A 23,738-nucleotide genomic window follows, 5' to 3' on the forward strand; every position below is an offset into this window, starting at 1 on the left:
ACACTCAAGTAAGAGTGCCAGTTTTCATTTTAAAGGTTTTTTCGACTTTTTTCTACAGATAACCCCTTTTTGACAAAAAATTATCTTTCGCCTTTTAAAAGAGTCGGTTCGGTTACCCTTTTTTGGCCGTCTTCTTCCATGGTTTCATTTTCCCCTTCTTTCTCCTTAAAACGGATATCCTTGACAAAGTAATAAATGAGCGGATGTCCTAAGCCCAATATAGCAAGTGACAAAGGAATGCCCATATCCTCCTTCAGGAGGGCCACAATGAGGAGAAAGCATAAAATGGAGACAATTCTGCCGGCGTTTAAAAACATTTCCCTCAGCACGATATATTCAATTCTTGCTTTTCTCGCATGTCTCGCCCGGCCGATCACATCATATGTCAGTGAAACATATGGAACAAGCAACAAAGGATAGCCGATCGCAATAAAAACACCATACGTCAATAATGTGGTAAAGCTCATATGAAACAGAAGCAAAAACAGCGCTCCATATAGAATAAGGCCGCCCAGTAAAATTGATTTTTTTCTGGCCTTTTTCTTAATCAGCCTTGATGCAAAGTAGTAGGCAAAGAAGGAAACAGCTGAATTGACCAGACCGAATGTGCCGAGCGCCAGTTCGCTGTTTGTCTCAATAAATACAAATACACTGATTAAAAAGACAAAAATCCCTTCTCTCAAGCCCTGAAAAAAATGCGCATTCGTAATTCTCCGCCAATCCATATTGCTATGTCGCTCTCCAAATACTTTGCTCAGCATAAAACGGCCCTTTGATTCTCTCCGTTTTAAAAAAAAGCTCATCACGACAGCCAATGCAAATAAACTGAGGGAGAGACTGAAAATCACAGTGTAACCCGTATTATTTTCAAGCCTTGAGATCACAAATCCAGCTACTATCGGGCCGATCATTCCTGCGGAGGAAGACAGAATGCCCATAAATCCGTTGAAAAAATCACGCGTATCAGGCTCTGTTATTTCAAAGGTCAGCACGTTAAACGCAAGCCAATAAAAGCCATAGCCCACTCCGAGCACAGCGCCGATCAGCACGAGACGGCTGGCCGCCGTTTCTCCGGCTAAGAGCACACTTAAATAAAAAGCTGCTAAAAAAATCACGCCAAATCTTAATATGAACACCCGGTCTATTTTTTTGGCTAACCGCCCAGCCAAATAAAAGGTTATCGGCTGCATTGTCACAATGGATAAATTATATATCGCCAAATCAATAAATTTCCCTGACTGCTTCCAAAGATACACATTAACAAATGTATTGGATAGTGCAATTCCCAGCGAGTAAAGCCCTCCAATGGTCAGCAGAAAGAGTAACCCTTTGTTTACGTCTACATCACCAATCACTTTTTTTAGTTTGCTCATGACTGACTCCCCTTTACTATCCCTTAGTCTGTCTCACTCAAACCGAGATATGTAAAAAGAAGACATAAAAAAACAAGGCCCCATATGAGGACCTTGCTTGTGTCATTATTTTGCTTCACTGTATAGACGAGCCACTTCGTCCCAGTTGACAACATTCCAGAAAGCTGAAATGTAATCAGGACGGCGGTTTTGATAGTTAAGGTAGTAAGCATGCTCCCAAACGTCAAGACCTAGGATAGGTGTTTTGCCTTCAGAAAGCGGAGAATCTTGGTTTGGCGTGCTTGTGATTTCAAGTTTGCCGTTGTTCACAACAAGCCATGCCCAGCCAGAACCGAAGCGTCCAGCCGCTGCTGCTGCGAATTGCTCTTTGAATTTGTCAAAGCTTCCAAATACACTGTTGATCTCTTCAGCAAGCGCGCCAGTCGGCTCGCCTCCGCCGTTTGGAGATAAAAGTGTCCAGAATAATTTGTGGTTCGCATGTCCGCCGCCGTTGTTGCGGACTGCAGTGCGGATGTTTTCAGGAACAGAATTAAGATCTGCAACAAGCTCTTCAACTGATTTGTTTGCAAGAGCAGTGTTTCCTTCAACCGCTTTGTTTAAATTTGTAACGTATGTGTTGTGGTGTTTCGTATGGTGAATAGTCATAGTTTCCTTGTCGATATGCGGTTCTAAAGCATCGTATGCATAAGGTAATTCTGGAAGTTCGTAAGCCATGATAATTCCTCCTTAATATATATGTACTGAAATGCCGCTTCACAGCGAGCCTTTCTTCATTCAATGTAACAAAAGAACGCTTTGTAATCAATGAAAAAGCTCACGTTTTGGCTCATTTCAGCGAACATATTTCACTTTAACCGATAATTAGCTCAATTAAACCTGCCGCCCGTAATTCTTATAGCACCGTCCATAAAAAATATCCGATCATCAAAAGCTGTATGATGCCCTTTGCAATAACACCTGTTAAAAAGCCGATAAGAGAACCTAAACCGCTTTTAAACGCAGATTTTACGTCCTTTTGATGGACGATAAGCTCTGCACAAACAGCCCCAATAAACGGCCCTAAAATGATCCCCGCAACCGGAATAACGAATGGCCCGGCTAATAAGCCGATCGTGCTTCCCCATATGGCAGCTTTGCTTCCGCCGAACCTTTTTACTCCAAGCAGATTAGACACGTAATCCGCGGCGAATAATACTGCGGCAAAAACAGCTTCAACGAGCCAGAACATATAAGAATACGGACTGAATGAAAACAAAAATCCATACAATACAAAGCCCGCAACGATAAATACTACGCTCGGAATAACGGGATACACCAGCCCGATAAAGGCGATGATAAATACCGCCGCAATCAACAGCCAATACAATATGTCCATAAAATCCATCCTCCCTTTACATATCCGCCTTCTTCATGTCTTCCTTGTATTCACACGCAGGCAACGATACAATAAGCAACATATATTAGTTTAGCTAGGAAGTGAAGATAGTGAATGTATTTCAGCTTTTTATCAAAAGTACATACTCTCCCCGTGATATTGCAAAAACAAGATTTCTAGGAATCGGAAAAGCGATTCTTTATGTATTTTTGCTCTCTGTTCTTTTTGCAATTCCAACCGCTTATTATCTAAGCACAGGGACCGTCAAATCAATGAACGGCTTTAAAACCGTTTTACACAAAGATTTCCCTGATTTTAAAATTTCAAACGGCAAACTTCAAACGAATGAAAAAAAAGCCATGGAATCTCAGGCAAATGGTTTCGTTATCGTGTTTGATCCGACAGACGCCTATGGCACCGAACAAATCGAAGCAAAACAAAACGCGATCGGCATCCTTCAGGACAAATTTGTTTTGGCCATTGACGGACAAGCCCAAGAAATGCCTTACTCCATGATGCCGTCAGATTTGACAAAAAAAGATGTGATTGCAGGTTTAAACCAAAATAAAACGATGATCATAACTGTTCTTTCAGTTCTCATTTTTCTCGTAACAGCGGCAGGGAAATTTATTGAAGTCTCATTCTTAGCGCTTATCGGGGTAATCTTGAAGAATGCACAGAAAAAACATCTTTCCTACCATCAGCTCTGGAAGCTTTCTGCTTATTCTATCACCCTTTCGACCGTCTTCTTTACGATCATGCGTGCATTAGAAGCGACCGTTCCAAGTGAATTTTTGCTGAACTGGTTTGTCAACTTTGTCATCCTGTTTCTTGTTTTAAAAGAGATTCCTTCTAAAAAAGCCGCTGTATAATCTGAGACTGCATTCGCAGTCTCTTTTCTTTTGTCATGAATCTGAATGGACAAGCATACTATGGTATAAAATTTCGTATGCGGGAGGAAAAGCGATGAAGCGTCTCACCTTTGTGTGCAGCATTGTTTTTATTCTTTTTATTCTTTTTTATGATCTCAAAATTGGCACGATACCCATTCAGGACCTCCCTGTTTATGAAGCATCAGCAAAAACGGCCGCGCAAAAACCAGCATATCAAACAGTGAAGGTAAAGCCCGGTGACACCGTTATGTCGATTGTCGGATCAGCAGGCTCTCCGGACGACATTGTAAAGGATTTTGAAGCGCTGAATCCAAATGTGAAAGCCAACACCATTCAAGCGGGAACAGTGTACAAATTTCCGGTCTACCCTTAATTAACGTTAATTTCTTGTCAGTTCGGCGAAGACACTGTTACAATGTAATTTGTAAAATAAATTCACATAAACCATACTAGAATTGTTATATCTAGCAGCGGCAACTACAATTAAGGAGCGATTGCAAGTGAGTGAAATCACACATCGTACAAAAACGCGTCCCGTCAAAGTGGGACCTTTAACAATAGGCGGCAACAATGAAGTTGTCATCCAAAGCATGACGACAACAAAAACACATGATGTAGAAGCAACGGTTGCGGAAATTAACCGTTTGGCTGAAGCCGGATGCCAAATCGTCCGGGTAGCATGTCCGGATGAACGGGCGGCAAACGCCATTGCGGATATTAAAAAGCGGATTTCCATCCCGCTCGTTGTTGACATACATTTCGATTATAAGCTTGCGTTAAAAGCCATTGAAGGCGGAGCAGATAAAATCCGAATCAACCCCGGCAACATCGGCCGCCGTGAAAAAGTGGAAGCGGTCGTTAAAGCGGCAAAGGAAAAAGGAATTCCGATCAGAATCGGGGTAAACGCTGGTTCGCTTGAAAAACGGATATTAGAAAAATACGGTTATCCGACAGCCGATGGAATGGTAGAAAGCGCACTTCATCATATTAAAATCCTTGAAGATCTTGATTTTCACGATATTATTGTCAGCATGAAGGCATCTGACGTCAACCTTGCGATCGAGGCTTATGAAAAAGCAGCGAAAGCTTTTGACTACCCGCTGCACCTCGGAATCACCGAGTCAGGAACGCTGTTTGCCGGCACAGTAAAGAGCGCAGCTGGACTCGGTGCAATTTTAAGCAAGGGAATCGGAAACACTATGCGTATTTCATTGAGCGCAGATCCAGTGGAAGAGGTAAAAGTAGCAAGGGAGCTTCTGAAATCGTTCGGCTTAGCCTCCAATGCTGCCACACTTATCTCCTGTCCGACTTGCGGCCGAATAGAGATTGATTTGATCAGCATCGCCAATGAAGTGGAAGAATATATTTCTAAGATAAAGGCACCGATTAAAGTTGCTGTTCTCGGCTGTGCCGTAAATGGACCTGGTGAAGCAAGAGAAGCTGATATCGGCATCGCCGGAGCTCGCGGCGAAGGGCTCCTGTTCCGGAAAGGGAAAATTGTCCGTAAGGTTCCTGAGGAAACAATGGTAGAGGAACTCAAGAAAGAAATCGACATTCTTGCTGAGGAACATTATGCAAAGCTTGAAGCTGAAAAAGCAAAATTAAAAGAAGAGACACAAAAAGCTTGACGGGAACCCGTCAAGCTTTTTTGTGTTAGAAAAATGGAATAATAAATATTCCAAGCACTAATGAGACGACACCGATACCCATCGCCCAAGCTCCAAGCCCCTGGGCGCCTCTTCTTCTTGCGATATAGCCGACAATAATACCGGCAGCTCCCAATAAAACAGGCAGTACAAACAATGAGATAATGGACAAGGCTAAAGCAATGTAGCCTATTCCCCGTCCTTCATTGACATTGCCGCCACTGCGATCATTATCTCGGTCATTGGTGCGGTCAGCAGCACGGTAAGGTTCCGCGATTTCAGCAGCCGTTTCCTCAAAAAAACCATCATTGTCACGGGTAATATTTGTTCCTTCAGAACCATGATCTACATAGTAACTGTTGTTGTCACGTTTTTCGTAATCGTTTGCCACCTTCAATTCCCCCTTCTGTTTTTATTAAAGGAGCTTTTATAGTTTGATCTATTTTGGCTGATTCATGTTTGCTAAACTTTTCTGTTAATGTTAATTGTTTATGTTACACTTGAAGGGATGAAACTGAAGGAGTGTGGGCATGTTACGCTTAGGAATAGATATTGACGGCACAATCACGGCTCAGGATACATTCGTCCCTTATTTGAACCGCTCGTTTAATCTATCCATTTCATTAAACGATATGACGGATTATGATTTGACAAAGCTGTTACACATTACACAGGAAGAATTTTGGGATTGGATGAATCAAAATGAAGCAATCATATATAAGGAAGCATTGCTTGCGCAGCACGCAAAACAGTCACTTGACCTCCTCAAAGAGGAGCACAAGCTTATTTATATTACAGCGAGACGGACTCATTTAACTGATATTACCTATGAATGGTTTGACAAACAAAACATTCATTACGACCACATCGAACTTGTTGGCGGTCATCATAAAGTTGATGCAGTCAAAAATCATAACATTGATTTGTTTTTTGAGGATCATCATGGGAACGCAATGATGATTGCCAAAGAAGCAGGTATACCAGTAATTTTATTCAATTCCCCTTATAACCAGCTTCCGATTGATTCAAATATCATTAGAGTCAATAACTGGCTTGAAGCCGTTCAATGGATTAATCAAAACAAACATCAATTCATGCGTGTCAATAACTAAAAAAAGGAGCCTAAATCGAGCTCCTTTTTTTTTCATATGCGCAATTATGCAGTAGTGTTTTCCTGGTTTTCCGCCGTACAATCAGGGCATGTCCCGTAAATCTCGAATTTATGCCCGCTGATTTGATAGCCATCCAAATCATCACAAAGTTTGTCCATCGGACATGATTCAATCTCTTTTGTTTTGCCGCAGGCAAGACAAATAAAGTGATGGTGATGATGAGTAAAGGAACACTTAAACCGGAAGAGCTTTTCACCGGACAGCTCAGTTGTTTCCAAAATACCAAGTTCTTCATATAAAGAAAGGTTTCTGTAGATTGTGTCAAAGCTTAAACCGGGATAATCATCATTTAATGCAGACAGTACGTTTTTAGCAGTAAGATACCTGTCTGAATCAGCAAATAACTGCAGCATATCTTCCCGTTTATTTGTATATTTATATCCGTTTTCTTTCAGTAGGTTCAACGCTTCTTGTACGTTCATGAAGGGTCCCCCTTTTCGCTTTGCTTAAGAACGTATCACATGTATGAAAAAGAAAATGGCAGCTGTTGACCAGCAAGCCATTCTCTTTACCAGATAAAATTATACCCATAAAATGAATAAAAGTAAATGAAAGCCTAGTGGATTGCGTTTTTGAATTTCCCGCCTCTTGTTTCATGAGTATTCATAATTGTTATGAATGCATTTTGATCGACTTCAAACACGATCGATTTTAGCTTAGTCACTTCCAGCCTTGTGACCACCGCGTAAATCACGTCCTTTTCTTCGTCCGTATATCCGCCTTTCCCCTTCAGCTTGGTTGTTCCGCGACCGAGGCGGTGCAAAATCGCGTCGGAAATCTCATCATACTGGTCAGACACAATAATGACAGCTTTTGTTTCATCAAGCCCCTGGATCACAGCATCAATGGTTTTCATCGCAATATAATAAGTCATGAAAGAGTACATCGCTTGCTCAGGACCGAACACAAAAACAGCCCAAATGAAAATGAATACATTGATGAGCATAACAAACTCACCTACTGAAAACGGAAGCTTTTTCGTCAACAGAATACCGAGAATTTCGGTGCCATCCATTGAACCTCCGTTTCGAATAACGAGTCCGACGCCAAAGCCGAGTAAAAGACCTCCGAATACAGTGGCCAAGATAGGCTGAGTGGTAATGGCTTCTACATGGTGAAGCGAGGATTCAATAACGGCAAGCCCGACAATTCCAATCATAGTAGAGATAAGGAAGGTCTTACCGATATATTTATATCCGAAGATCATAAAAGGGATATTTAAGATAACAACGAATAAAGCGAAATTCAGAAAGGGGTTTGACATAAAGAGGTGGTCTAAAATCAGTGATACACCAATAATCCCGCCATCAATAAAATCATTGGGGATTAAAAATAATTCAATACTTACAGCCGCAGATGCAGCGCCTACCAGAATCATCAGGACCCTGAAAATAAAATGGGAAAATGTTTCTTTCTTATGTTGTTTTGTTGGGGTCATAAAATCTCCTTTCCTGCAATAACTATTTTAAATACATTATAAATCTATTTTACCATTAAACGCTGACACATTTTACTGATTTGCCCATACATTAAGTCTGGAGGTGGAATGGTCGATGATTTTATTTCAAAGAATTATATTGCAGCGCCTTAATCAGGCTACCGCTGACGATTTGCTGAAGTACTCAAAACAATATGGAATCAGCCTAACAAGACAGCAGGCCGTTGAAGTGGCAAACCTGTTATATGGAAAAAATGTGAACATCTTTAATGAGAGTGAACGAATGCGGCTGCTGAAACAAGTAGAGGCAATTACATCGAAAGAAACAGCTCAAACTGTTAATGAACTATTCAAACAATTCACAAGCTAAAAAATGGGGGATGGCTCCCCCATTTTTTATTGCTGTAAAATCTTTTCGAGCAATGTGTCATCAAATTGTTTTTCTTTCAGCATTTCAATCTCAAAACGGTATGGCGGTTTTTTATTCTTTTTATCTTCACCGACATACGGCGTTTCGAGGATTTTTGGAATGTCTTTTAACTGCTCATGGTGAACAACATATTGCAAAGCATCAAATCCGATTTCACCAAAGCCGATGTTTTCATGGCGGTCTTTTCTCGCGCCTTTGACATTTTTGCTGTCGTTAATATGAAGCACTTTAATACGATCAATGCCGATGATTTTATCAAACTCATTCAGCACTCCGTCAAAGTCTTCTGCAATCTGATATCCTGCATCATGTGTATGGCAAGTGTCAAAGCATACTGACAGATGCTCATTGTGGGTAACGCCATCGATAATCTGCGCGAGCTCCTCAAAGCTTCTGCCGCATTCAGATCCTTTTCCTGCCATTGTTTCTAATGCAATTTGGACATTTTGATTCGGATCGATTACTTCATTTAAGCCCTCAATAATTTTTTTGATGCCTGCTTCAGCTCCCGCTCCTACATGAGCACCCGGGTGAAGGACAATTTGCTTTGCTCCGATAGCAGCTGTCCGTTCAATTTCAGAACGAAGGAAATCGACACCAAGCTCAAAAGTGGACGGATTGGTCGTGTTGCCAATATTAATTATATAAGGGGCGTGTACGATAATCTCGTCAATGCCGTTTTCCTGCATGTGTGCCCGGCCAGCTTCTATATTCAAGTCTTCAATTTTCTTTCGGCGCGTATTTTGCGGTGCGCCTGTATAGATCATAAACGTGTTCGCCCCATAAGAAACTGCTTCCTGGCTTGCGGCCAAAAGCAAATGTTTGCCGCTCATAGAGACGTGTGAACCTATTCTCAACAACAAATTCCCCTACTTTCTTTTTTTAGACTGGTTTCTTCTCTGTTTTTTCTTGATTTTCTCCATCTCGTAGCTCATTTTCTTTTTATATCCAGGCTTAACCTTCTTCGGCTTTTTCACTAGACGATGCGCAATTTCATCCGCTTCGTTCGGCGTTTTTTTACGCTTTTTGCGGCGCTGGCGGTCATCGCCTTTTTTCCATTCGCCCTTTTCAAGCTCTAAGTAATCAAATTCGATGCCCATTTTCTCAAGTCTGGCTAATGCATCCTCATCAGAAAGCTCATAAATGGTCATCGCTTGTCCTGATGAACCGGCGCGAGCCGTTCTGCCCACACGGTGAACATAGAAATCAAGGTCATCTGGCAGCTCATAGTTGATAACATGGCTGACACCTTTGATATCAATGCCTCTTGCAGCAAGGTCAGTTGCAATGACATAAGTAAATTCCAAATCATTGATTTGCTTCATGACTTTCTTCCGCTCACGAGGCGTTAATCCGCCGTGCAGCAGCCCGATTTTCAGACCTTTTCCAGTTAAATATTGAGCGATATGGTCAGCAGTGTTTTTCGTATTGGCAAACACAATGCCCAAGTATGGATTCAGATGAGACATGATGTCAAAAAGGAGCTTGTCCTTGTCACGATGTTTCGAAGGAATAAGGATATGCTCGATTTTCGCAGCAGTCACCTGTTTTGGCTCCACATGGGCGTATTTCGGGTTTTCCATGTATTTTTTCAAAAATGGTTTCAGCTTTTCCGGAATCGTCGCTGAGAACACAAGCATTTGCAGATCCTCAGGCATGCGGGAACCAATGTAATCTACATCAGCCAAGAATCCCATATCCAGCATTAAATCCGCTTCATCAATGACGAGAGATTCTGCTTTATGAACACTTAACGCCTGTTCTTTGATTAAATCAGCAATACGTCCGGGTGTACCGACAACAAGATGCGGCTGTGTTTTCAGTTTATCAATCGATTTTTGTTTATCCGTGCCTCCGATAAAACATTTCGAGCGAATCTGGCCGCCTTCTTCACCCTGTGTGATTTTAAGCGCTTCCTGGTGAATCTGGTTGGCAAGCTCTCTCGTCGGGGCCGTAATCACAACCTGTACGACATCCTTAGCAGGATCGATTTTGTTTATCAAAGGCAGTAAATAAGCGTGAGTCTTTCCGGTTCCCGTCTGAGACTGGCCGATGACGCTTTCTTTTTTTAATACTGCAGGAATCAGCCTTTTCTGGATATCAGTCGGTTCGTAAAAACCAAGGCGGTGTACTGCATCTATAATAAACGGTTTCAATTCATAAAGTTCAAATTTTGTTTCTTTCATTTTTCCCAGCTCCTTAAAGCGGCACATTATGTGTCCATCATCACATTATACCCGATTTTGCTTAAAAACACCACGTTTGGAAGGCGTTTGTTTTATTCAGTTATGTAAAGCAAATACCGCAGCCCATGCATATTCTAATAGCAGAGAGAGCTGAAAGGAGGTACAAGTATGTTTTCACCGCAGCAGCCGATGAGAAATTATCCGCAGCCCGGACCGCCCCGTCCCATGCCAAACCAGCAAATGATGGGCAGAAGACCGCCTGCTATGCAAAGACCTGCATTTGGGCCGCAGCAGCAAGGCTTTCAGCAATCCGGACAGTTTCTTCCTCAAGCAGCAAATGCCGGAGCAAGAAATGGTGCGGGCGGAGGCTTAAAAGGAATGCTGTCAAAATTCTTACCGGGCGGAGGAGGCGCTGGAAGCGCCGGCGTTCCAGGAGCAGGTGCAGCAGCGAGCGGAGGGTCAGGTCTGCAAGGTATTCAAAGTATCGCGAATCCTGCCTCTTTATCCAGTATGCTTGGGAATGTGCAAAAAGTTCTCGGCATGGCGCAGCAAGTCACCCCAATGATCCAGCAGTACGGTCCGTTAGTCCGCAATCTGCCGGCAATGATGAAGCTGTACAGCCAATTAAGTAAAAGTGATGATACAGAGAGCAATGATGAAAATGAAAACGAAAAACAAACAGATTTAAAAGAAACCTCTGAAACAGAGACCGAGACTGAAGCAAAAACCTCAGATCCAAACAAAAATTCAAAATCAAAAAGTTCTTCTCCAGCCAAGAAATCAAAAACATCTGACAGTAAAAAACAAAAATCAAAACCATCTGCCCCAAAGAAAAATGAAGCTGTCTCTCCTGCTTCGAAAAGAACATCAGGCAGATCAAAACCAAGATTATATATTTAACATTCTTTGATATCTGAAGTGAGATTGGCTATAATGAGATCAGAAGAATGCAAGAATAGAGCCGTTTGATTACGGCTTTTTATATTGCCTTTACTCACTTCAGTATTGGAGGACAAGCAAAAATGAACGTAATTAAAATTTCACCGCGCGGCTATTGCTATGGCGTTGTAGATGCTATGGTTATTGCCAAGAACGCGTCACTGGATAAAAGCTTACCAAGACCTATCTATATACTCGGGATGATTGTTCATAATAAACACGTCACTGATGCATTTGAGGAGGAAGGAATCTTTACCTTGGACGGCGCTAACCGTCTGGACATCTTGAAGCAGGTTGAAAAAGGTACTGTCATTTTCACTGCGCACGGTGTTTCTCCCGAAGTCAGAAGAATCGCTGAAGAAAAAGGATTAGTCGCAATTGATGCTACATGTCCGGATGTAACAAAAACTCATAATTTAATTCTTGAGATGAAAGAAAAAGGATATCACGTGATCTATATCGGCAAAAAAGGGCATCCGGAGCCAGAAGGAGCCGTTGGCGTAGCCCCTGAGATCGTTCACTTAGTTGAAACAGAAGAAGATGTGAAAAACCTTGATATCCAAGCAGAGAAATTGATTGTGACGAATCAAACAACGATGTCTCAATGGGATGTTCACGACATCATGGAGCTTGTAAAAGAGAAATATCCTCATGTCGAATATCACCAGGAGATTTGCCTCGCTACTCAAGTGCGGCAGGAAGCTGTATCAGAACAGGCGAAAAAAGCAGACTTAACGATCGTTGTCGGTGACCCGAAAAGCAACAATTCCAATCGGCTCGCGCAAGTGTCTGAGGAAATAGCTGGCACAAAAGCATATCGAATCGGCGACCTAAGCGAATTAAAACTCGAGTGGCTGAAAGGTGTTCATACCGTTGCCGTTACTGCCGGGGCTTCAACACCAACGCCGATCACAAAAGAAGTCATTCGCTTTTTGGAGCAATATGATCATGAAGATCCATCAACTTGGACAACTGAACACAATGTTCCGCTCAAAAAAATACTACCGAAAGTAAAAGCAAAAAACTGAGGCTTTAAAGCCTCAGTTTTTTTATAGAAATGTAAATGGATTTGTATCTGTCTCAGAAATAAAGATATTCACGTCCAGCTTTTTCTCTTTGCACAATGCCGTCAGTTTTCCCGTGACGCCTTTTTTCATGATTTTTTCCGCATAATGGCCCGGGTCGACAACATTCAGGCCAAGCATCATTGCATCATGGGCCACATGGAAGTATAAATCTCCTGTAACATAAACATCAGCACCCTTTCGTTTCGCATGATGAATATACTTGTTTCCGTCTCCGCCAAGAACAGCTACTTTCTTCACTATGCTGTCAGCCTCACCTACCATTCTGACGCCATTTACTTCAAGCTTGTCTTTCACAAACAAAGCAAATTCCTTAAGCGTCATCTCCGTTTGAAGTGTTCCGACACGGCCAAGCCCTTTTTCCGCAGGAGCCTGCTCGACAGGATAGATGTCGTAAGCGACTTCTTCATAGGGGTGGCTTTTTATCATCGCATTGATAACAGCTTTTTCGATGCTTTTAGGAAACACAGTCTCAAGCCGTACTTCATGAACAAGCTCAAGCTCCCCTACTTCACCGATAAAAGGCTTTGCGCCGTCCAATGGCTTAAAGCTGCCGATTCCTTCAGATGAAAACGCACAATGGCTGTATTCGCCAATATGGCCGGCTCCCGCATTTCCGAGTGCCGCTCTGACCTGTTCTTCATATTCCTTCGGCACGTATACGGCCAGTTTTTTCAGAGGATCAGTATAAGTAGGCGCCAGCACTTCCGTCTCACTCAGCTCTAATGCTTCAGCGAGCAAATCATTCACGCCGCCGTCCGCAACGTCTAAGTTTGTATGAGCTGCATAAACAGCGATATCGTGCTTCAAACACTTTTCAATTAACCTTCCGGCAGGCTGATCCGTTGAGATATGCTTTAACGGCCTGAAAATAGGAGGATGGTGTGCAATAATCAAATCTACCTCTTTTTCAATTGCTTCATCGATAACACTCTCCAACACATCAAGTGTTACCATCACATTTTTAATCGGTTTATTTAAGGTGCCGATTTGCAGGCCTATTTTATCGCCTTCGACGGCATAGGCTTTCGGGGAAAATTGTTCAAACAGCTGGATGATCTGCTGCCCATTTACGGTTTTAGCCATGATCGATAACCTCCTTCAGCAGCTCCATTCGGTCGGCGAGCTCCTTTAATTTTTGTTGATTTTGTTCTGTACTTGCCGCACGGCTGATCTGTTTATAAATGCTTTGTGTGTGCCGAAGCTCTTGTGTCCACTTTTTCAAGAATACAGCGTTCTTTTCTTTTGCCAGGAAAGGGCCGACAAGCATTCCGGCTGATAAAGAAATGCCGGAATACGCTGCATCTCTGTCTCCCTCTTCGGCGACAAGCACCTCATAGCACTTTCCGTCCTCTTCAAGGATCACCTCATCTATCAGCGCATACCCTTCTTTATAAAGCCACTCTCTAATATGAATAGCATGAATATTAGGCTGTAAAATAAGCCGTTCCTTCCCTGTTAATTTGTCTTTACCCGCTTCTAAAATCTGAGCGATCAAGGATCCGCCCATTCCCGCAATCGTAATTGCATCGGCTTCACCTTTTTTAATGACTTCCAGGCCATCTCCCTGCCTTACAGATATGCGCGAGTTTAAGGCTAATTTTTCAACCTGCCGCTTGGCAGACAAAAACGGGCCGTCTGTTATTTCTCCGGCAATGGCTCCGCTGGCTTTATGATTCAGTACCGCATAACAAGGAAGGTAAGCGTGGTCGGACCCGATATCTGCCATCACCGCTCCATTCGGTATGTACTCCGCTACTGTTTGCAATCGTTTTGATAATTTTAATTCGTTCACTTGTCATCACAACTTTTCTCAATCATTTTTTCCCTATCTATCATATAAAAAAACAGCCCGGAATCCAAGCTGAGTGAATGAATTTCAGTTTATTTCTTATAAAGCGGCTCTACACGAGGCAGACAAAAATAAAGGCTGTCGAGAACATCTCGGCCGCCTGAGAACGCATAAGGAGAAAGATAGATCTTTTATTTAATTTTGGACACCCACTCTGCCATATCATCCAGCTTATCAGCCGGAACAAGACCGGAAGGCATTCCATTACCGCCTTTTTCAATCTTTGTTTTAATTTCAGCGACATCCTTCTTATCCCCTACACCTTTTAAGCTCGGACCCGAAACACCTTCATAATTTTCACCGTGGCACGCGATGCAGTTTGCCTTGTAAATCTCCTCCGGTGAAGCGTTTGCATCATCTTTTTCGGCAGATTTGCTTTCTCCGCCGCTTGCAATCTCTTGAGAGTCGTCAAGCCCCTTTACTGATAAAAAGAAAGTCAGACCAATACCTAAAACAGCGATCAGTAAAAATGGAATAAGCGGATTCCATTTCATTTCCCTTCCCCCTTTTTGATCCTTCCCCTATGTAAACACTTCTAATTCTAACTTATTTTTACAAAAAGTAAATGGATTGCTATGCAAAAGTTTTTTATTCACACATTATACAAAATTGAATAGAATCCTGCCTATTTCTCTAATATCCTTTTTGTTCTATTGTATAATGTATTGTATACGCTTACAATAGTAAATATGGAATCCATTTTTGAAATTTTTCTCTGCAATGTTCATTTGCAAATGACATCATTTTTCAGTAAAATAAAGGCATATTATCCATATATCTTTTTAATAAAAAAGAAGAACGGATCTGCAAGACCCGTTCCATCTTATTCGAGGAAATCTTTCAAACGTTTACTTCTGCTAGGATGTCTTAGTTTCCGCAACGCTTTAGCTTCGATTTGTCGAATACGCTCTCTCGTTACTCCAAATACCTTGCCGACCTCTTCTAATGTTCTTGTACGGCCGTCATCAAGACCGAATCGAAGACGCAATACATTTTCTTCACGATCAGTTAACGTATCAAGCACATCTTCCAGCTGCTCTTTCAATAGCTCATATGCGGCGTGGTCTGATGGTGAAGTTGCTTCTTGGTCTTCAATGAAATCACCAAGGTGTGAGTCATCCTCTTCACCAATTGGTGTTTCCAGCGATACCGGCTCTTGTGCGATCTTTAAAATTTCGCGTACTTTTTCAGGTGTTAAATCCATATCTTCCGCAATTTCTTCAGGTGTAGGCTCTCTGCCTAAATCTTGCAGTAATTGACGCTGCACACGGATTAATTTATTAATGGTTTCAACCATATGAACGGGAATCCGGATCGTTCTTGCCTGATCGGCAATGGCGCGAGTAATCGCCTGTCTGATCCACCACGTTGCATACGTACTGAATTTATAACCTTTGCGGTAGTCAAATTTTTCAACGGCTTTCATCAGGCCCATGTTGCCTTCCTGAATCAGGTCAAGGAACAGCATTCCGCGTCCGACATACCGTTTTGCGATACTGACAACAAGCCGCAGGTTCGCTTCAGCCAATCTGCGTTTAGATTCTTCGTCACCTTCTTCAATCTTTTGAGCATAGGCGATTTCTTCTTTTGCAGAAAGAAGGTTAACCCGTCCGATTTCCTTTAGATACATACGAACTGGGTCATTAATTTTGACACCAGGCGGTACACTTAGGTCATTAAGGTCAAATTCTTCTTCGGCTTTGGCAAGCTGCTGAATATTAGGATCTTCTGTTTCTTCATTCTCACTAATTAATTCAACACCTTGTTCACCTAAAAATTCATAATACTCATCCATTTGGTCTGATTCAATTTCAAAGCTGGACATACGCTCAGCAATTTCTTCATATGTCAAAACGCCACGTTTTTTACCTGACTCTGTTAATTGCTCTTTTACTTGGTCGAATGTTAATTCTGTTTCGTGGGTTTGTTTATCAGCCATTATGGATCCCTCCTTCCAAAGCTTGCAACGAATTCTATAAGCGGTATGATTCTTATTCGGTCCATTCAGGCGTTTTCTATGTGAACTGCCTTTAACAATGTGCGAATAATGAAATGACAATTCATGATGAGGTCAAGCGATCTATTTGCTCCTCCGCAAGGAATCATTGCCAATAAATGCTTCTCACCATGTTCCCAGTTATTTTAAAGATCGGTTCAATGTAACGATTTCTTGAGCCAAAGAAGCAGCTCTTAAAAAATCTTTTTGCCTTTCGGCTTCGGCTCTTTCCGCCTCTTTTTCTTTTATCATTGACCAATTTCTTTGATTCAACACTTTTTTTACATAATCTGATAACTCAGCTTCACTTAACTCCTGATTGATCTGCAGCATTAAAATATCTGACAAGAGCTGGCTTATATGATCATCCGTCACCCTGGCCATCAGATGCTGAGGCGTCAGCTCAGCTCCCTCTTCGTAAAAAGCATAAAGATACGCAGCCAATGCGCGGTGCTCATCAATATTAAATTGAAAGCCTACCCGGTCAATTACTTTTTTGATGACGCCACGATCTCGAAGCATGTGGGCAAGCAACAGCCTTTCTGCATTTTCATACGCCGGACGCAGACGTTTTTGCCTTGCTTTTGTCGTCAGATGCGCTCGCCTTGTTTTCGTTTCACCGCCGTTGTCAGCAGGTTTGTTTTGCTTGCTGAAAACAGTCAGCTGTTCGGCTAAAGATTCCTGTGAAAGTGAAAACTCTGAAGCAAGCTGTTTTACATAGACTTCCTGCTCAAGAGACCCTGAAAGCGTGCTGATTTCTTTCAGTACGTCTTTAATGTAAGCTAAGCGATCGCCTTCATCGGACAGGTTCTTTCCTTTTCGGAAATATTGCATTTTGAACGCCATCACGGTGACACTGGCGTCAATAATATCGTTTTTGAATTTTTCCCCGCCGAACTTTTTGATGTAGTCGTCAGGGTCTAACCCGTCAGGAATCATTGCAACTCTGACTTTGCAGCCTTTATTTTGCAGAAGCTCAGAAGCTTTTAAAGTGGCTTCATAACCGGCTTTATCAGAGTCATAACAAAGAATGATCTCCTCGACATTTCTTCTCAGGATCTTGACATGGTCATCTGTCAGAGACGTTCCCATCGTGGCTATGCTCTCTTTAACACCCGAGTTTACGGCCGATATGACATCGGCAAAGCCTTCAAATAAGACTGCTCTTTCCTGCTTTCTGATATGAAGGCGAGCCTTATAAAAGTTGTAAAGCAGTTTGCTTTTATGAAAGAGCGGTGTTTCAGGACTGTTCATATACTTAGGCTGCTGGCTGCCCAGAGCCCTGCCTGAGAAAGCAACGACGGCCCCGTGATGATCATGGATCGGAAACATGACGCGGTTTCTGAAACGGTCAAAATACCCGCTTCCGTCTTCACGCCTGATCAGGAGACCCGCTTTTTCCATTTGCGCCTCACTAAAGCCCCTCTTGACGAGAAATTTCGTAATGAAGTCCCAAGAATCAAGAGCATAGCCGATCTGAAATTCATCAATCAGCTCTTTCGTAAAACCCCTGGAAAGCAGGTAATCCAATGCCTCTTGACCTTCTTTTGTATTTATTAACAAATGATGGTAAAATTTCTTCAGGAGCTCATGAGCCTCAGCCATTTTTTGTTCTCCAGAAGATTCTGGCCGGGCTCCGGAATGGACTGCTATATCATCTGGAAAATCAATTTGGTATTTGTCAGCAAGGTGAGAAACCGACTCGGCAAACGAATAGCCTTCCATTTGCCTTAAAAAAGAGAAAACATTGCCGCCCGCTCCGCAGCCAAAGCAATGAAAAATCTGTTTATCGGGCGATACGGAAAACGAAGGTGTGCTTTCTCCATGAAAAGGACAGAGTCCAAAGTAGTTTCGGCCTTGCTTCTTTAATTGAACATAATCACCTATGACTTCTACAATATCTGCCGACTTTTGCACCTGATCCACAATTTCATCTGGTATCCGATTTCCCATCTTATAACACTCCGTCGTACATTATTCGATGCTTTAGTGCAAAATCCCTTCATCATTCGACAGGATTTTTTGCAGCAGGGTAATAAATCGTTCTCGATCTTCTTTATTCAATTTTTTAGGCCCTTTGGCGTATATGCCTTTTCTCCTTTGTTTGCCGGAAAAATGACGGCTCTCAAGAGCAAAATCAATGGTGCCTTCTTTGTAAAGACGCCCTCTTTCCGACATGACGGAGACATTTCTGTTCAGCAGCAGGGATGCTAATCCGATGTCCTGCGTCACTACAATATCTCCCGGTTTTACATGATTTGCGATATATAAATCAGCAGCTTCTTTATGAGGATCAACATACTTCCATTTTTCTTCTTTGCTTCTGGAAAGCTGATAATGTTCAAATGAAGCGACAAAAAGAACTTGAACTTCATAATCGGATGCTGTCTGTAAAATTTCATCTTTTACCGGACAAGCATCAGCATCGACAAAAATCGTCTTTTCTTGTTCATTAAGAAGAGTAATTCTCCATCCCTCCATTAAACTCCTGCATAAAAGCAAGCAAAATCGCACATCCTTTATCATTGCGGATGTATATGAATTTGTCGAAAAATTTACGGGAGAAATTCTTGACATCTTACCCATAATAGTTTATTCGTATCACACGAACCTTAAACCTAAAATTAATCATTTTATCACAATTTTTTATTATAATACAAACTTCACAAAGATGCTATTGTTTTTCATTATTCCCTTTTGGCATAGCCAAAAACCCAGGATAGAGCGTCCTGAGTTACTTGTTTTTTGTTTTGAGATGATGGATAATATTCGCTGTTTCTTCAACCGCTTTATTTGAAACATCAACAACCTGGCACCCAATCCGATCAACAATCTTTTCGAAGTATTCCAGTTCCTCTTTGATTCTGTTGATATTTGCATAGATCGCTTTGTCATTAAGCCCGAGCGATTTTAACCGTTCTTTTCTGATATGATTCAGTTTATCCGGGCTAATCTTTAAGCCGATGCATTTTTTCGGATCAACGTTAAAGAGTTCTTCCGGCGGGTCAACCTCCGGAACAATCGGAACATTGGCAACCTTCAGGCGCTTGTGGGCGAGATATTGAGACAGCGGTGTTTTGGACGTTCTTGATACGCCAATCAAAACAATATCAGCTTTTAAAATCCCTCTTGGATCACGTCCATCATCGTATTTAACTGCAAACTCGATGGCCTCCACTTTTTTGAAATAGTCTTCATCAAGCTGGCGCACCCGCCCCGGTTCGTATTTTGCCGTTAAACCGTATGCTGTCTCCATTTTATCAATTAACGGGCCGATAATATCATAATATAGAACATTTGCTTTTTCCGCTTCGGCAATCAAATATTCTCTGATTTCGGGCACCACGAGTGTAAAACAGATAATGCCTCCGTCTGCCTTTGCAAGTGAAATCACTTCATTGATAGTGCCTATATCTTCAACATAAGGAATTCTTCTTACATGTGTATCGTCCGCTGAACCGTTGAATTGGCTGAGCGCTGCTTTCACAACCAATTCAGCCGTTTCACCGACGGAATCCGATACGACATAGATGATGCGGTTATTCATATTATCCCCCCGTTAGTTTACGATCTTATAGGATTTCATTTTCGGATAAACTGACAAGTATTTTTGTCATGTTCGTTTTTGTCACTCTGCCGATCACTTCAAAGCCTTTATCGGTATCTTTGATGACAGGCAGTGCATCAATTTGTTTTTCTATCAAGTGCTTTGCAATGTCCATCACATAATCCTCGCGTCTGCACACCGTAATGTTCGGCATCCTTGTCATAATGATGTGAACAGGGACCGATGTAAGCTCCTGCTGGCCAATACTCGCTCTCAGCAAGTCTTTTCGTGAAAGCACCCCGACTAAGACAGCATCGCGGTCCACCACAAACAGAGTACCTACATCTTCTAAAAACATGGTGCAAATCGCATCGTACACAGAAACGTTTTCGTGAATCACGACGGGGATAGATTGAAAGTCTTTCACCTGAAGCTTCTTGAGTTTGTCTGCCAAAAGCTGTGTTCCGGTTTTTCCAGTATAGAAATAACCGACTCTCGGGCGCGCCTCGAGGAATCCTGACATGGTGAGTATGGCTAAATCCGGACGCAATGTTGCCCTGGTTAGGTTCAGCTTTTCTGCAATGTGCTCCCCTGTAATCGGCCCGTTTTCTTTTACAATCTGCAAAATATGCTCTTGCCGTTTATTTAGTTCGATTGTACTCACCACCTTTTCACTTCATAACTATGTAAAGAAATAATAATCCATATTATATCGTAAATATCTTTAATCAAACAAAAAAACTTACAAATGGGGAAAAGACGATTACCGATTACACAGCAACCGCCTTTTCTTTCTTTATTTTACAATAAGGGCATTCATATTCGCAAAGGACTTGATTTCATCCGCCAAGCTTACCATTTGCGCTAATCGGTTTGCCTTTAAAGTCTCGTTATCCGCTATTACCATTGTATGATCGAAGTACGTATCGATCGGTTCTTTTAAGGCAGCAAGTGAAGCAAGCGCCGCCTCGTAATCTTTTTTGCTGAAGCTTTCCTGCAAGTTTTGCTTTACTTTTTTGTAAGCCTCAAACAGGTTTGCTTCGTATTCATTTTCAAACAGCTCAGGCTGAATGTCTCCGCGGACTCCTTTTTTGCTGATAGAGATCACTCGGCCTAACGCTTCGGCTGTTTCCTTAAAGCCTGGTGCACCAAGCTTTTGTTCCAGCACTTGCGCTTTATGCAGCGCCGAATATGGCTCAAGCTCAGAGCTTTCCAGCACGGCGTCAATAACATCATGCCTGATCTGTTCAGCATTCAATACATATTTCAGGCGCTGAGTGAAGAAATCTAAGAGTTCATTTTCTTTATCCGTTTGTACGAAAGTAAGCAGTTCTTCAAACGAGATCCCCCAGTTGCGGTCAAGCAGAATCGCAACTATACCGCTTGCTTGGCGGCGCAGCCCGTAAGGATCCTGAGAACCGGTTGGAATAACACCGATAGAGAAGAATGAAGCAATGGTATCAAGCTTATCCGCCATTGCTACAACAGCTCCGGTGAAAGTAGATGGCGTTTTTCCGCCTGCTGATCTAGGCATATAGTGTTCGTTGACTGCTGCAGCCACAGCTTCGTCTTCACCAAGCATTCTCGCATACTTTTCACCCATAATTCCTTGAAGCTCAGGGAATTCATAAATCATATGCGTAACAAGGTCGAATTTAGAAATTTCAGCAGCCCGCTTCACATGTTTTAATGTATCTTCATCAGCTTGAAGACGAACCGCAAGCTTCTCTGCGATTGAAGTGACTCTTCGAACCTTATCAGCAAGAGAGCCAAGCTCTTCATGGAAAACGATGTTTTCCAGCTTCTTCACGTTTGCATCAATGTTTAGTTTCTGATCTTCCTTATAGAAGAATGAAGCATCAGACAAACGCGCGCGCAGCACTTTTTCATTGCCTCGGGCCACATTTTCGATCGCGTGGCTGTTGCCGTTTCGGACTGTGATAAAGTGCGGCAGCAAATCACCGTTCTTGTCTTTGACAGGGAAGTAGCGCTGGTGCTCTTTCATTGTCGTGACAAGCACTTCCTCAGGAATGGACAGAAACTCAGATTCAAATGAACCGTAAAGAGCTGTCGGGTATTCTACTAAATGGTTTACCTCTTCAAGAAGGTCTTCGTCCACTGGAATGCTCCAATTGTTTTCTGCAGCCATCGTTTCCAGCTGAGTTTGAATCATTTGTTTTCGGACGTTAGGATCAGCAATGACATGCTGTTCTTTCAGCTGCTCTTCATAAGCTGAAGGTGATTCAATTGACACTTCATGTCCGAGGAAACGGTGTCCCTGTGTTGTCCGTCCAGACTCAACGTTTGTGATTGAAAATGGTATGACATCCTGTCCAAATAAAGCGACAATCCATTTGATTGGACGGATATAACGCAAATCTTCATTTCCCCAGCGCATGTTTTTCGGAAAATGCAGGCTCGTAACTAAGCCGCTCAGTTCCGGCAGAAGCGATTTCGTTTCTTGGCCGGCTTGAAATTTTTGTACGAATACATATTCTGTGCCTTTTACTTCTTTGATGTACAGGTCATTTACGTCTGCACCCTGGCCTTTTGAGAAGCCGATTGCCGCTTTTGTCCAATTGCCGTCTGCATCAAGGGCAATTTTTTTCGCTGGCCCTTTCGCCTCTTCTTTTATATCATCCTGCTTTTCTGCTACATCTTTCACGAGGACAGCAAGACGTCTCGGTGTATTGAAAAGCTTCACTTCACCGTGAGTGATATTTTTTTCTTTAAGCCAGCCTGTCAGCTTCTCGCCAAGCTGAACCATGCTTTCATTCAAAAAGCGCGCCGGCATTTCCTCTAATCCGATCTCTAAAAGTAAATCCTGTTTACTCATGAGAAGAACCCTCCCCTTTAAGCATTGGGAACCCTAGTTTTTCTCGTTCCTCATAATAGGTTTTTGCTACTTTTCTCGCTAAATTCCGCACTCTTGCGATATAGCCTGTCCGCTCGGTAACAGAGATCGCACCTTTGGCGTCAAGAAGGTTAAAGGTGTGCGAGCATTTCAGCACATAGTCATATGCAGGATGAACAAGTCCGTTGTCCATTTGCTTGATCGCTTCTTTTTCATACGTGCTGAACAATTGGAACAGCATATCGACATCTGACGTTTCAAACGTATAGACGGAATGCTCGTACTCTGCCATCATAAATAAATCCTTCACTGTAAACCCTGAGGTCCATTCCAAGTCGAAAACATTTTCTTTATCCTGGATATAAGACGCCAGGCGCTCGATTCCGTACGTAATTTCTACTGAAACCGGTTTACATTCAAGTCCTCCGACCTGCTGGAAATACGTAAATTGTGTAATCTCCATTCCGTCAAGCCATACTTCCCAGCCAAGGCCTGCACAGCCTAAAGATGGATTCTCCCAGTTGTCTTCAACAAAGCGGATATCATGCTCAAGCGGATCAATTCCCAGCGCGCGCAACGAATCTAAATACAGCTCTTGAATGTTATCCGGAGATGGTTTGATAATGACCTGAAACTGATGATGCTGATACAGTCTGTTCGGGTTCTCCCCGTATCGTCCGTCGGCAGGACGTCTGGAAGGCTCAACGTAAGCCACTTTCCATGGCTCAGGCCCGATACTGCGCAAAAATGTATACGGGCTCATCGTGCCGGCTCCTTTTTCTACATCGTAAGCCTGCATAAGCACACAGCCCTGGCCGGACCAATGCTTTTGCAATGTTAGAATCATGTCTTGAATGTTCATTTCAAGCACCTCCACTTTTCTTTCATAAGATGACTGCGGCAGCAACCAAAAAACTCCCGTCTCTATGCTTGCCTGCCGCAAACATAGGGA

Annotated in this window: 25 protein-coding genes; 7 read left to right on the top strand and 18 right to left on the bottom strand. The window is 42.5% G+C overall.

Translation table 11 applies throughout. From position 1 onward, the window contains the following. Positions 1-80: 80 nt before the first annotated feature. The 3 genes from MOC09_RS16240 to MOC09_RS16250 form a co-directional block, all read right to left on the bottom strand. Positions 81-1,373 (bottom strand): MFS transporter, encoded by a 1,293-nt coding sequence (locus tag MOC09_RS16240; RefSeq protein WP_268362462.1) that lies wholly within the window; start codon positions 1,371-1,373, stop codon positions 81-83. Positions 1,374-1,478: 105 nt separating this feature from the next. Next, a complete protein-coding gene (gene sodA, locus MOC09_RS16245; protein ID WP_064814232.1) occupies positions 1,479-2,087 on the bottom strand; it encodes a superoxide dismutase SodA in 609 nt (202 codons plus the stop codon). A gap of 178 nt (positions 2,088-2,265) precedes the next feature. Further along, complete coding sequence (locus MOC09_RS16250) at positions 2,266-2,748, bottom strand: DUF456 domain-containing protein (protein WP_268371109.1); 483 nt, start codon at positions 2,746-2,748, stop codon at positions 2,266-2,268. 110 nt (positions 2,749-2,858) lie between these two features. Here MOC09_RS16250 and MOC09_RS16255 point away from each other — a divergent pair, with 110 nt between their 5' ends. From MOC09_RS16255 to ispG, 3 genes are all read left to right on the top strand, one after another. Then, positions 2,859-3,620 carry a DUF1189 domain-containing protein gene (locus tag MOC09_RS16255; protein ID WP_268362466.1) on the top strand — a complete coding sequence of 254 codons (762 nt, stop codon included), beginning with the start codon at positions 2,859-2,861 and terminating at the stop codon, positions 3,618-3,620. 94 nt (positions 3,621-3,714) lie between these two features. Then, complete coding sequence (locus MOC09_RS16260; RefSeq protein ID WP_268362468.1) at positions 3,715-4,014, top strand: LysM peptidoglycan-binding domain-containing protein; 300 nt, start codon at positions 3,715-3,717, stop codon at positions 4,012-4,014. Positions 4,015-4,135: 121 nt separating this feature from the next. Then, positions 4,136-5,269 (top strand): flavodoxin-dependent (E)-4-hydroxy-3-methylbut-2-enyl-diphosphate synthase, encoded by a 1,134-nt coding sequence (ispG, locus tag MOC09_RS16265; protein WP_081719859.1) that lies wholly within the window; start codon positions 4,136-4,138, stop codon positions 5,267-5,269. A gap of 25 nt (positions 5,270-5,294) precedes the next feature. On the opposite strand, the gene MOC09_RS16270 is transcribed toward ispG, so the two are convergent. Further along, the gene (locus MOC09_RS16270; protein WP_268362470.1) at positions 5,295-5,684 is read right to left on the bottom strand and encodes a DUF308 domain-containing protein; all 390 of its coding nucleotides are present in this window, start codon (positions 5,682-5,684) and stop codon (positions 5,295-5,297) included. A 133-nt stretch (positions 5,685-5,817) separates the two neighbouring features. Between MOC09_RS16270 and MOC09_RS16275 the strand changes: the two genes are divergently transcribed. Next, positions 5,818-6,399, top strand: coding sequence for a hypothetical protein (locus MOC09_RS16275; protein WP_268367269.1), 582 nt, complete (start codon positions 5,818-5,820; stop codon positions 6,397-6,399). A 44-nt stretch (positions 6,400-6,443) separates the two neighbouring features. Here the strand turns inward: MOC09_RS16275 and zur are convergent, their stop codons facing one another. Both zur and MOC09_RS16285 read right to left on the bottom strand, forming a co-directional pair. Further along, positions 6,444-6,881: a zinc uptake transcriptional repressor Zur gene (gene zur / locus MOC09_RS16280; protein WP_003237031.1), complete on the bottom strand. Its 438-nt coding sequence runs from the start codon at positions 6,879-6,881 to the stop codon at positions 6,444-6,446. A gap of 134 nt (positions 6,882-7,015) precedes the next feature. Beyond that, positions 7,016-7,897, bottom strand: coding sequence for a YitT family protein (locus MOC09_RS16285; RefSeq protein ID WP_268360270.1), 882 nt, complete (start codon positions 7,895-7,897; stop codon positions 7,016-7,018). Between the two features lie 115 nt (positions 7,898-8,012). Between MOC09_RS16285 and MOC09_RS16290 the strand changes: the two genes are divergently transcribed. After that, positions 8,013-8,267, top strand: a complete 255-nt coding sequence (locus tag MOC09_RS16290) for a DUF2624 domain-containing protein (protein WP_268360269.1) — start codon at positions 8,013-8,015, stop codon at positions 8,265-8,267. Between the two features lie 26 nt (positions 8,268-8,293). On the opposite strand, the gene MOC09_RS16295 is transcribed toward MOC09_RS16290, so the two are convergent. Both MOC09_RS16295 and cshB read right to left on the bottom strand, forming a co-directional pair. Beyond that, positions 8,294-9,187: a deoxyribonuclease IV gene (locus MOC09_RS16295; RefSeq protein ID WP_268371110.1), complete on the bottom strand. Its 894-nt coding sequence runs from the start codon at positions 9,185-9,187 to the stop codon at positions 8,294-8,296. Between the two features lie 9 nt (positions 9,188-9,196). Continuing rightward, positions 9,197-10,513 carry a DEAD-box ATP-dependent RNA helicase CshB gene (cshB, locus tag MOC09_RS16300; protein WP_268371112.1) on the bottom strand — a complete coding sequence of 439 codons (1,317 nt, stop codon included), beginning with the start codon at positions 10,511-10,513 and terminating at the stop codon, positions 9,197-9,199. A 168-nt stretch (positions 10,514-10,681) separates the two neighbouring features. Between cshB and vrrA the strand changes: the two genes are divergently transcribed. Both vrrA and MOC09_RS16310 read left to right on the top strand, forming a co-directional pair. Further along, positions 10,682-11,413, top strand: coding sequence for a VrrA/YqfQ family protein (gene vrrA / locus MOC09_RS16305; protein ID WP_268360266.1), 732 nt, complete (start codon positions 10,682-10,684; stop codon positions 11,411-11,413). Positions 11,414-11,535: 122 nt separating this feature from the next. Then, positions 11,536-12,480: a 4-hydroxy-3-methylbut-2-enyl diphosphate reductase gene (locus tag MOC09_RS16310; protein WP_268360265.1), complete on the top strand. Its 945-nt coding sequence runs from the start codon at positions 11,536-11,538 to the stop codon at positions 12,478-12,480. 21 nt (positions 12,481-12,501) lie between these two features. On the opposite strand, the gene MOC09_RS16315 is transcribed toward MOC09_RS16310, so the two are convergent. The 10 genes from MOC09_RS16315 to glyQ form a co-directional block, all read right to left on the bottom strand. Beyond that, the gene (locus tag MOC09_RS16315) at positions 12,502-13,623 is read right to left on the bottom strand and encodes a Nif3-like dinuclear metal center hexameric protein (protein WP_268360264.1); all 1,122 of its coding nucleotides are present in this window, start codon (positions 13,621-13,623) and stop codon (positions 12,502-12,504) included. Next, positions 13,616-14,266 (bottom strand): tRNA (adenine(22)-N(1))-methyltransferase TrmK, encoded by a 651-nt coding sequence (trmK, locus tag MOC09_RS16320; RefSeq protein ID WP_268371240.1) that lies wholly within the window; start codon positions 14,264-14,266, stop codon positions 13,616-13,618. Before trmK ends, MOC09_RS16315 begins: the two co-directional genes overlap by 8 nt. Positions 14,267-14,520: 254 nt before the next feature. Then, complete coding sequence (cccA, locus tag MOC09_RS16325; protein ID WP_268360263.1) at positions 14,521-14,883, bottom strand: cytochrome c550; 363 nt, start codon at positions 14,881-14,883, stop codon at positions 14,521-14,523. A gap of 329 nt (positions 14,884-15,212) precedes the next feature. Next, complete coding sequence (gene rpoD / locus MOC09_RS16330; protein ID WP_003226225.1) at positions 15,213-16,328, bottom strand: RNA polymerase sigma factor RpoD; 1,116 nt, start codon at positions 16,326-16,328, stop codon at positions 15,213-15,215. A 198-nt stretch (positions 16,329-16,526) separates the two neighbouring features. Further along, positions 16,527-18,338 (bottom strand): DNA primase, encoded by a 1,812-nt coding sequence (gene dnaG / locus MOC09_RS16335; RefSeq protein ID WP_268367181.1) that lies wholly within the window; start codon positions 18,336-18,338, stop codon positions 16,527-16,529. Between the two features lie 33 nt (positions 18,339-18,371). Continuing rightward, positions 18,372-18,866 carry a YaiI/YqxD family protein gene (locus MOC09_RS16340; RefSeq protein ID WP_253136821.1) on the bottom strand — a complete coding sequence of 165 codons (495 nt, stop codon included), beginning with the start codon at positions 18,864-18,866 and terminating at the stop codon, positions 18,372-18,374. Between the two features lie 253 nt (positions 18,867-19,119). Then, on the bottom strand, positions 19,120-19,932 hold the full coding sequence (locus tag MOC09_RS16345) for a pyruvate, water dikinase regulatory protein (RefSeq protein ID WP_253136820.1): 813 nt from the start codon (positions 19,930-19,932) through the stop codon (positions 19,120-19,122). Positions 19,933-19,957: 25 nt separating this feature from the next. Continuing rightward, a complete protein-coding gene (gene ccpN / locus MOC09_RS16350; RefSeq protein ID WP_003237058.1) occupies positions 19,958-20,596 on the bottom strand; it encodes a transcriptional regulator CcpN in 639 nt (212 codons plus the stop codon). Positions 20,597-20,728: 132 nt separating this feature from the next. Next, positions 20,729-22,768, bottom strand: a complete 2,040-nt coding sequence (glyS, locus tag MOC09_RS16355; RefSeq protein WP_268359831.1) for a glycine--tRNA ligase subunit beta — start codon at positions 22,766-22,768, stop codon at positions 20,729-20,731. Further along, positions 22,761-23,648, bottom strand: coding sequence for a glycine--tRNA ligase subunit alpha (gene glyQ / locus MOC09_RS16360; protein ID WP_268359829.1), 888 nt, complete (start codon positions 23,646-23,648; stop codon positions 22,761-22,763). Before glyQ ends, glyS begins: the two co-directional genes overlap by 8 nt. Between the last annotated feature and the right edge of the window lie 90 nt (positions 23,649-23,738).

It is taken from the genome of Bacillus sp. N12A5 (assembly GCF_026790125.1).
Lineage (GTDB): Bacteria > Bacillota > Bacilli > Bacillales > Bacillaceae > Bacillus.

Excerpts from the sequence above, each read along its gene's own strand:
- MOC09_RS16240 (WP_268362462.1), bottom strand. The coding sequence starts at position 1,373 with ATGAGCAAACTAAAAAAAGTGATTGGTGATGTAGACGTAAACAAAGGG.
- sodA (WP_064814232.1), bottom strand. The coding sequence starts at position 2,087 with ATGGCTTACGAACTTCCAGAATTACCTTATGCATACGATGCTTTAGAA.
- MOC09_RS16250 (WP_268371109.1), bottom strand. The coding sequence starts at position 2,748 with ATGGACATATTGTATTGGCTGTTGATTGCGGCGGTATTTATCATCGCC.
- MOC09_RS16260 (WP_268362468.1), top strand. The coding sequence starts at position 3,715 with ATGAAGCGTCTCACCTTTGTGTGCAGCATTGTTTTTATTCTTTTTATT.
- MOC09_RS16275 (WP_268367269.1), top strand. The coding sequence starts at position 5,818 with ATGTTACGCTTAGGAATAGATATTGACGGCACAATCACGGCTCAGGAT.
- zur (WP_003237031.1), bottom strand. The coding sequence starts at position 6,881 with ATGAACGTACAAGAAGCGTTGAACCTACTGAAAGAAAACGGATATAAA.
- MOC09_RS16285 (WP_268360270.1), bottom strand. The coding sequence starts at position 7,897 with ATGACCCCAACAAAACAACATAAGAAAGAAACATTTTCCCATTTTATT.
- MOC09_RS16290 (WP_268360269.1), top strand. The coding sequence starts at position 8,013 with ATGATTTTATTTCAAAGAATTATATTGCAGCGCCTTAATCAGGCTACC.
- cshB (WP_268371112.1), bottom strand. The coding sequence starts at position 10,513 with ATGAAAGAAACAAAATTTGAACTTTATGAATTGAAACCGTTTATTATA.
- vrrA (WP_268360266.1), top strand. The coding sequence starts at position 10,682 with ATGTTTTCACCGCAGCAGCCGATGAGAAATTATCCGCAGCCCGGACCG.
- MOC09_RS16310 (WP_268360265.1), top strand. The coding sequence starts at position 11,536 with ATGAACGTAATTAAAATTTCACCGCGCGGCTATTGCTATGGCGTTGTA.
- MOC09_RS16315 (WP_268360264.1), bottom strand. The coding sequence starts at position 13,623 with ATGGCTAAAACCGTAAATGGGCAGCAGATCATCCAGCTGTTTGAACAA.
- trmK (WP_268371240.1), bottom strand. The coding sequence starts at position 14,266 with ATGGCAGATATCGGGTCCGACCACGCTTACCTTCCTTGTTATGCGGTA.
- cccA (WP_268360263.1), bottom strand. The coding sequence starts at position 14,883 with ATGAAATGGAATCCGCTTATTCCATTTTTACTGATCGCTGTTTTAGGT.
- rpoD (WP_003226225.1), bottom strand. The coding sequence starts at position 16,328 with ATGGCTGATAAACAAACCCACGAAACAGAATTAACATTCGACCAAGTA.
- dnaG (WP_268367181.1), bottom strand. The coding sequence starts at position 18,338 with ATGGGAAATCGGATACCAGATGAAATTGTGGATCAGGTGCAAAAGTCG.
- MOC09_RS16340 (WP_253136821.1), bottom strand. The coding sequence starts at position 18,866 with ATGGAGGGATGGAGAATTACTCTTCTTAATGAACAAGAAAAGACGATT.
- MOC09_RS16345 (WP_253136820.1), bottom strand. The coding sequence starts at position 19,932 with ATGAATAACCGCATCATCTATGTCGTATCGGATTCCGTCGGTGAAACG.
- glyS (WP_268359831.1), bottom strand. The coding sequence starts at position 22,768 with ATGAGTAAACAGGATTTACTTTTAGAGATCGGATTAGAGGAAATGCCG.
- glyQ (WP_268359829.1), bottom strand. The coding sequence starts at position 23,648 with ATGAACATTCAAGACATGATTCTAACATTGCAAAAGCATTGGTCCGGC.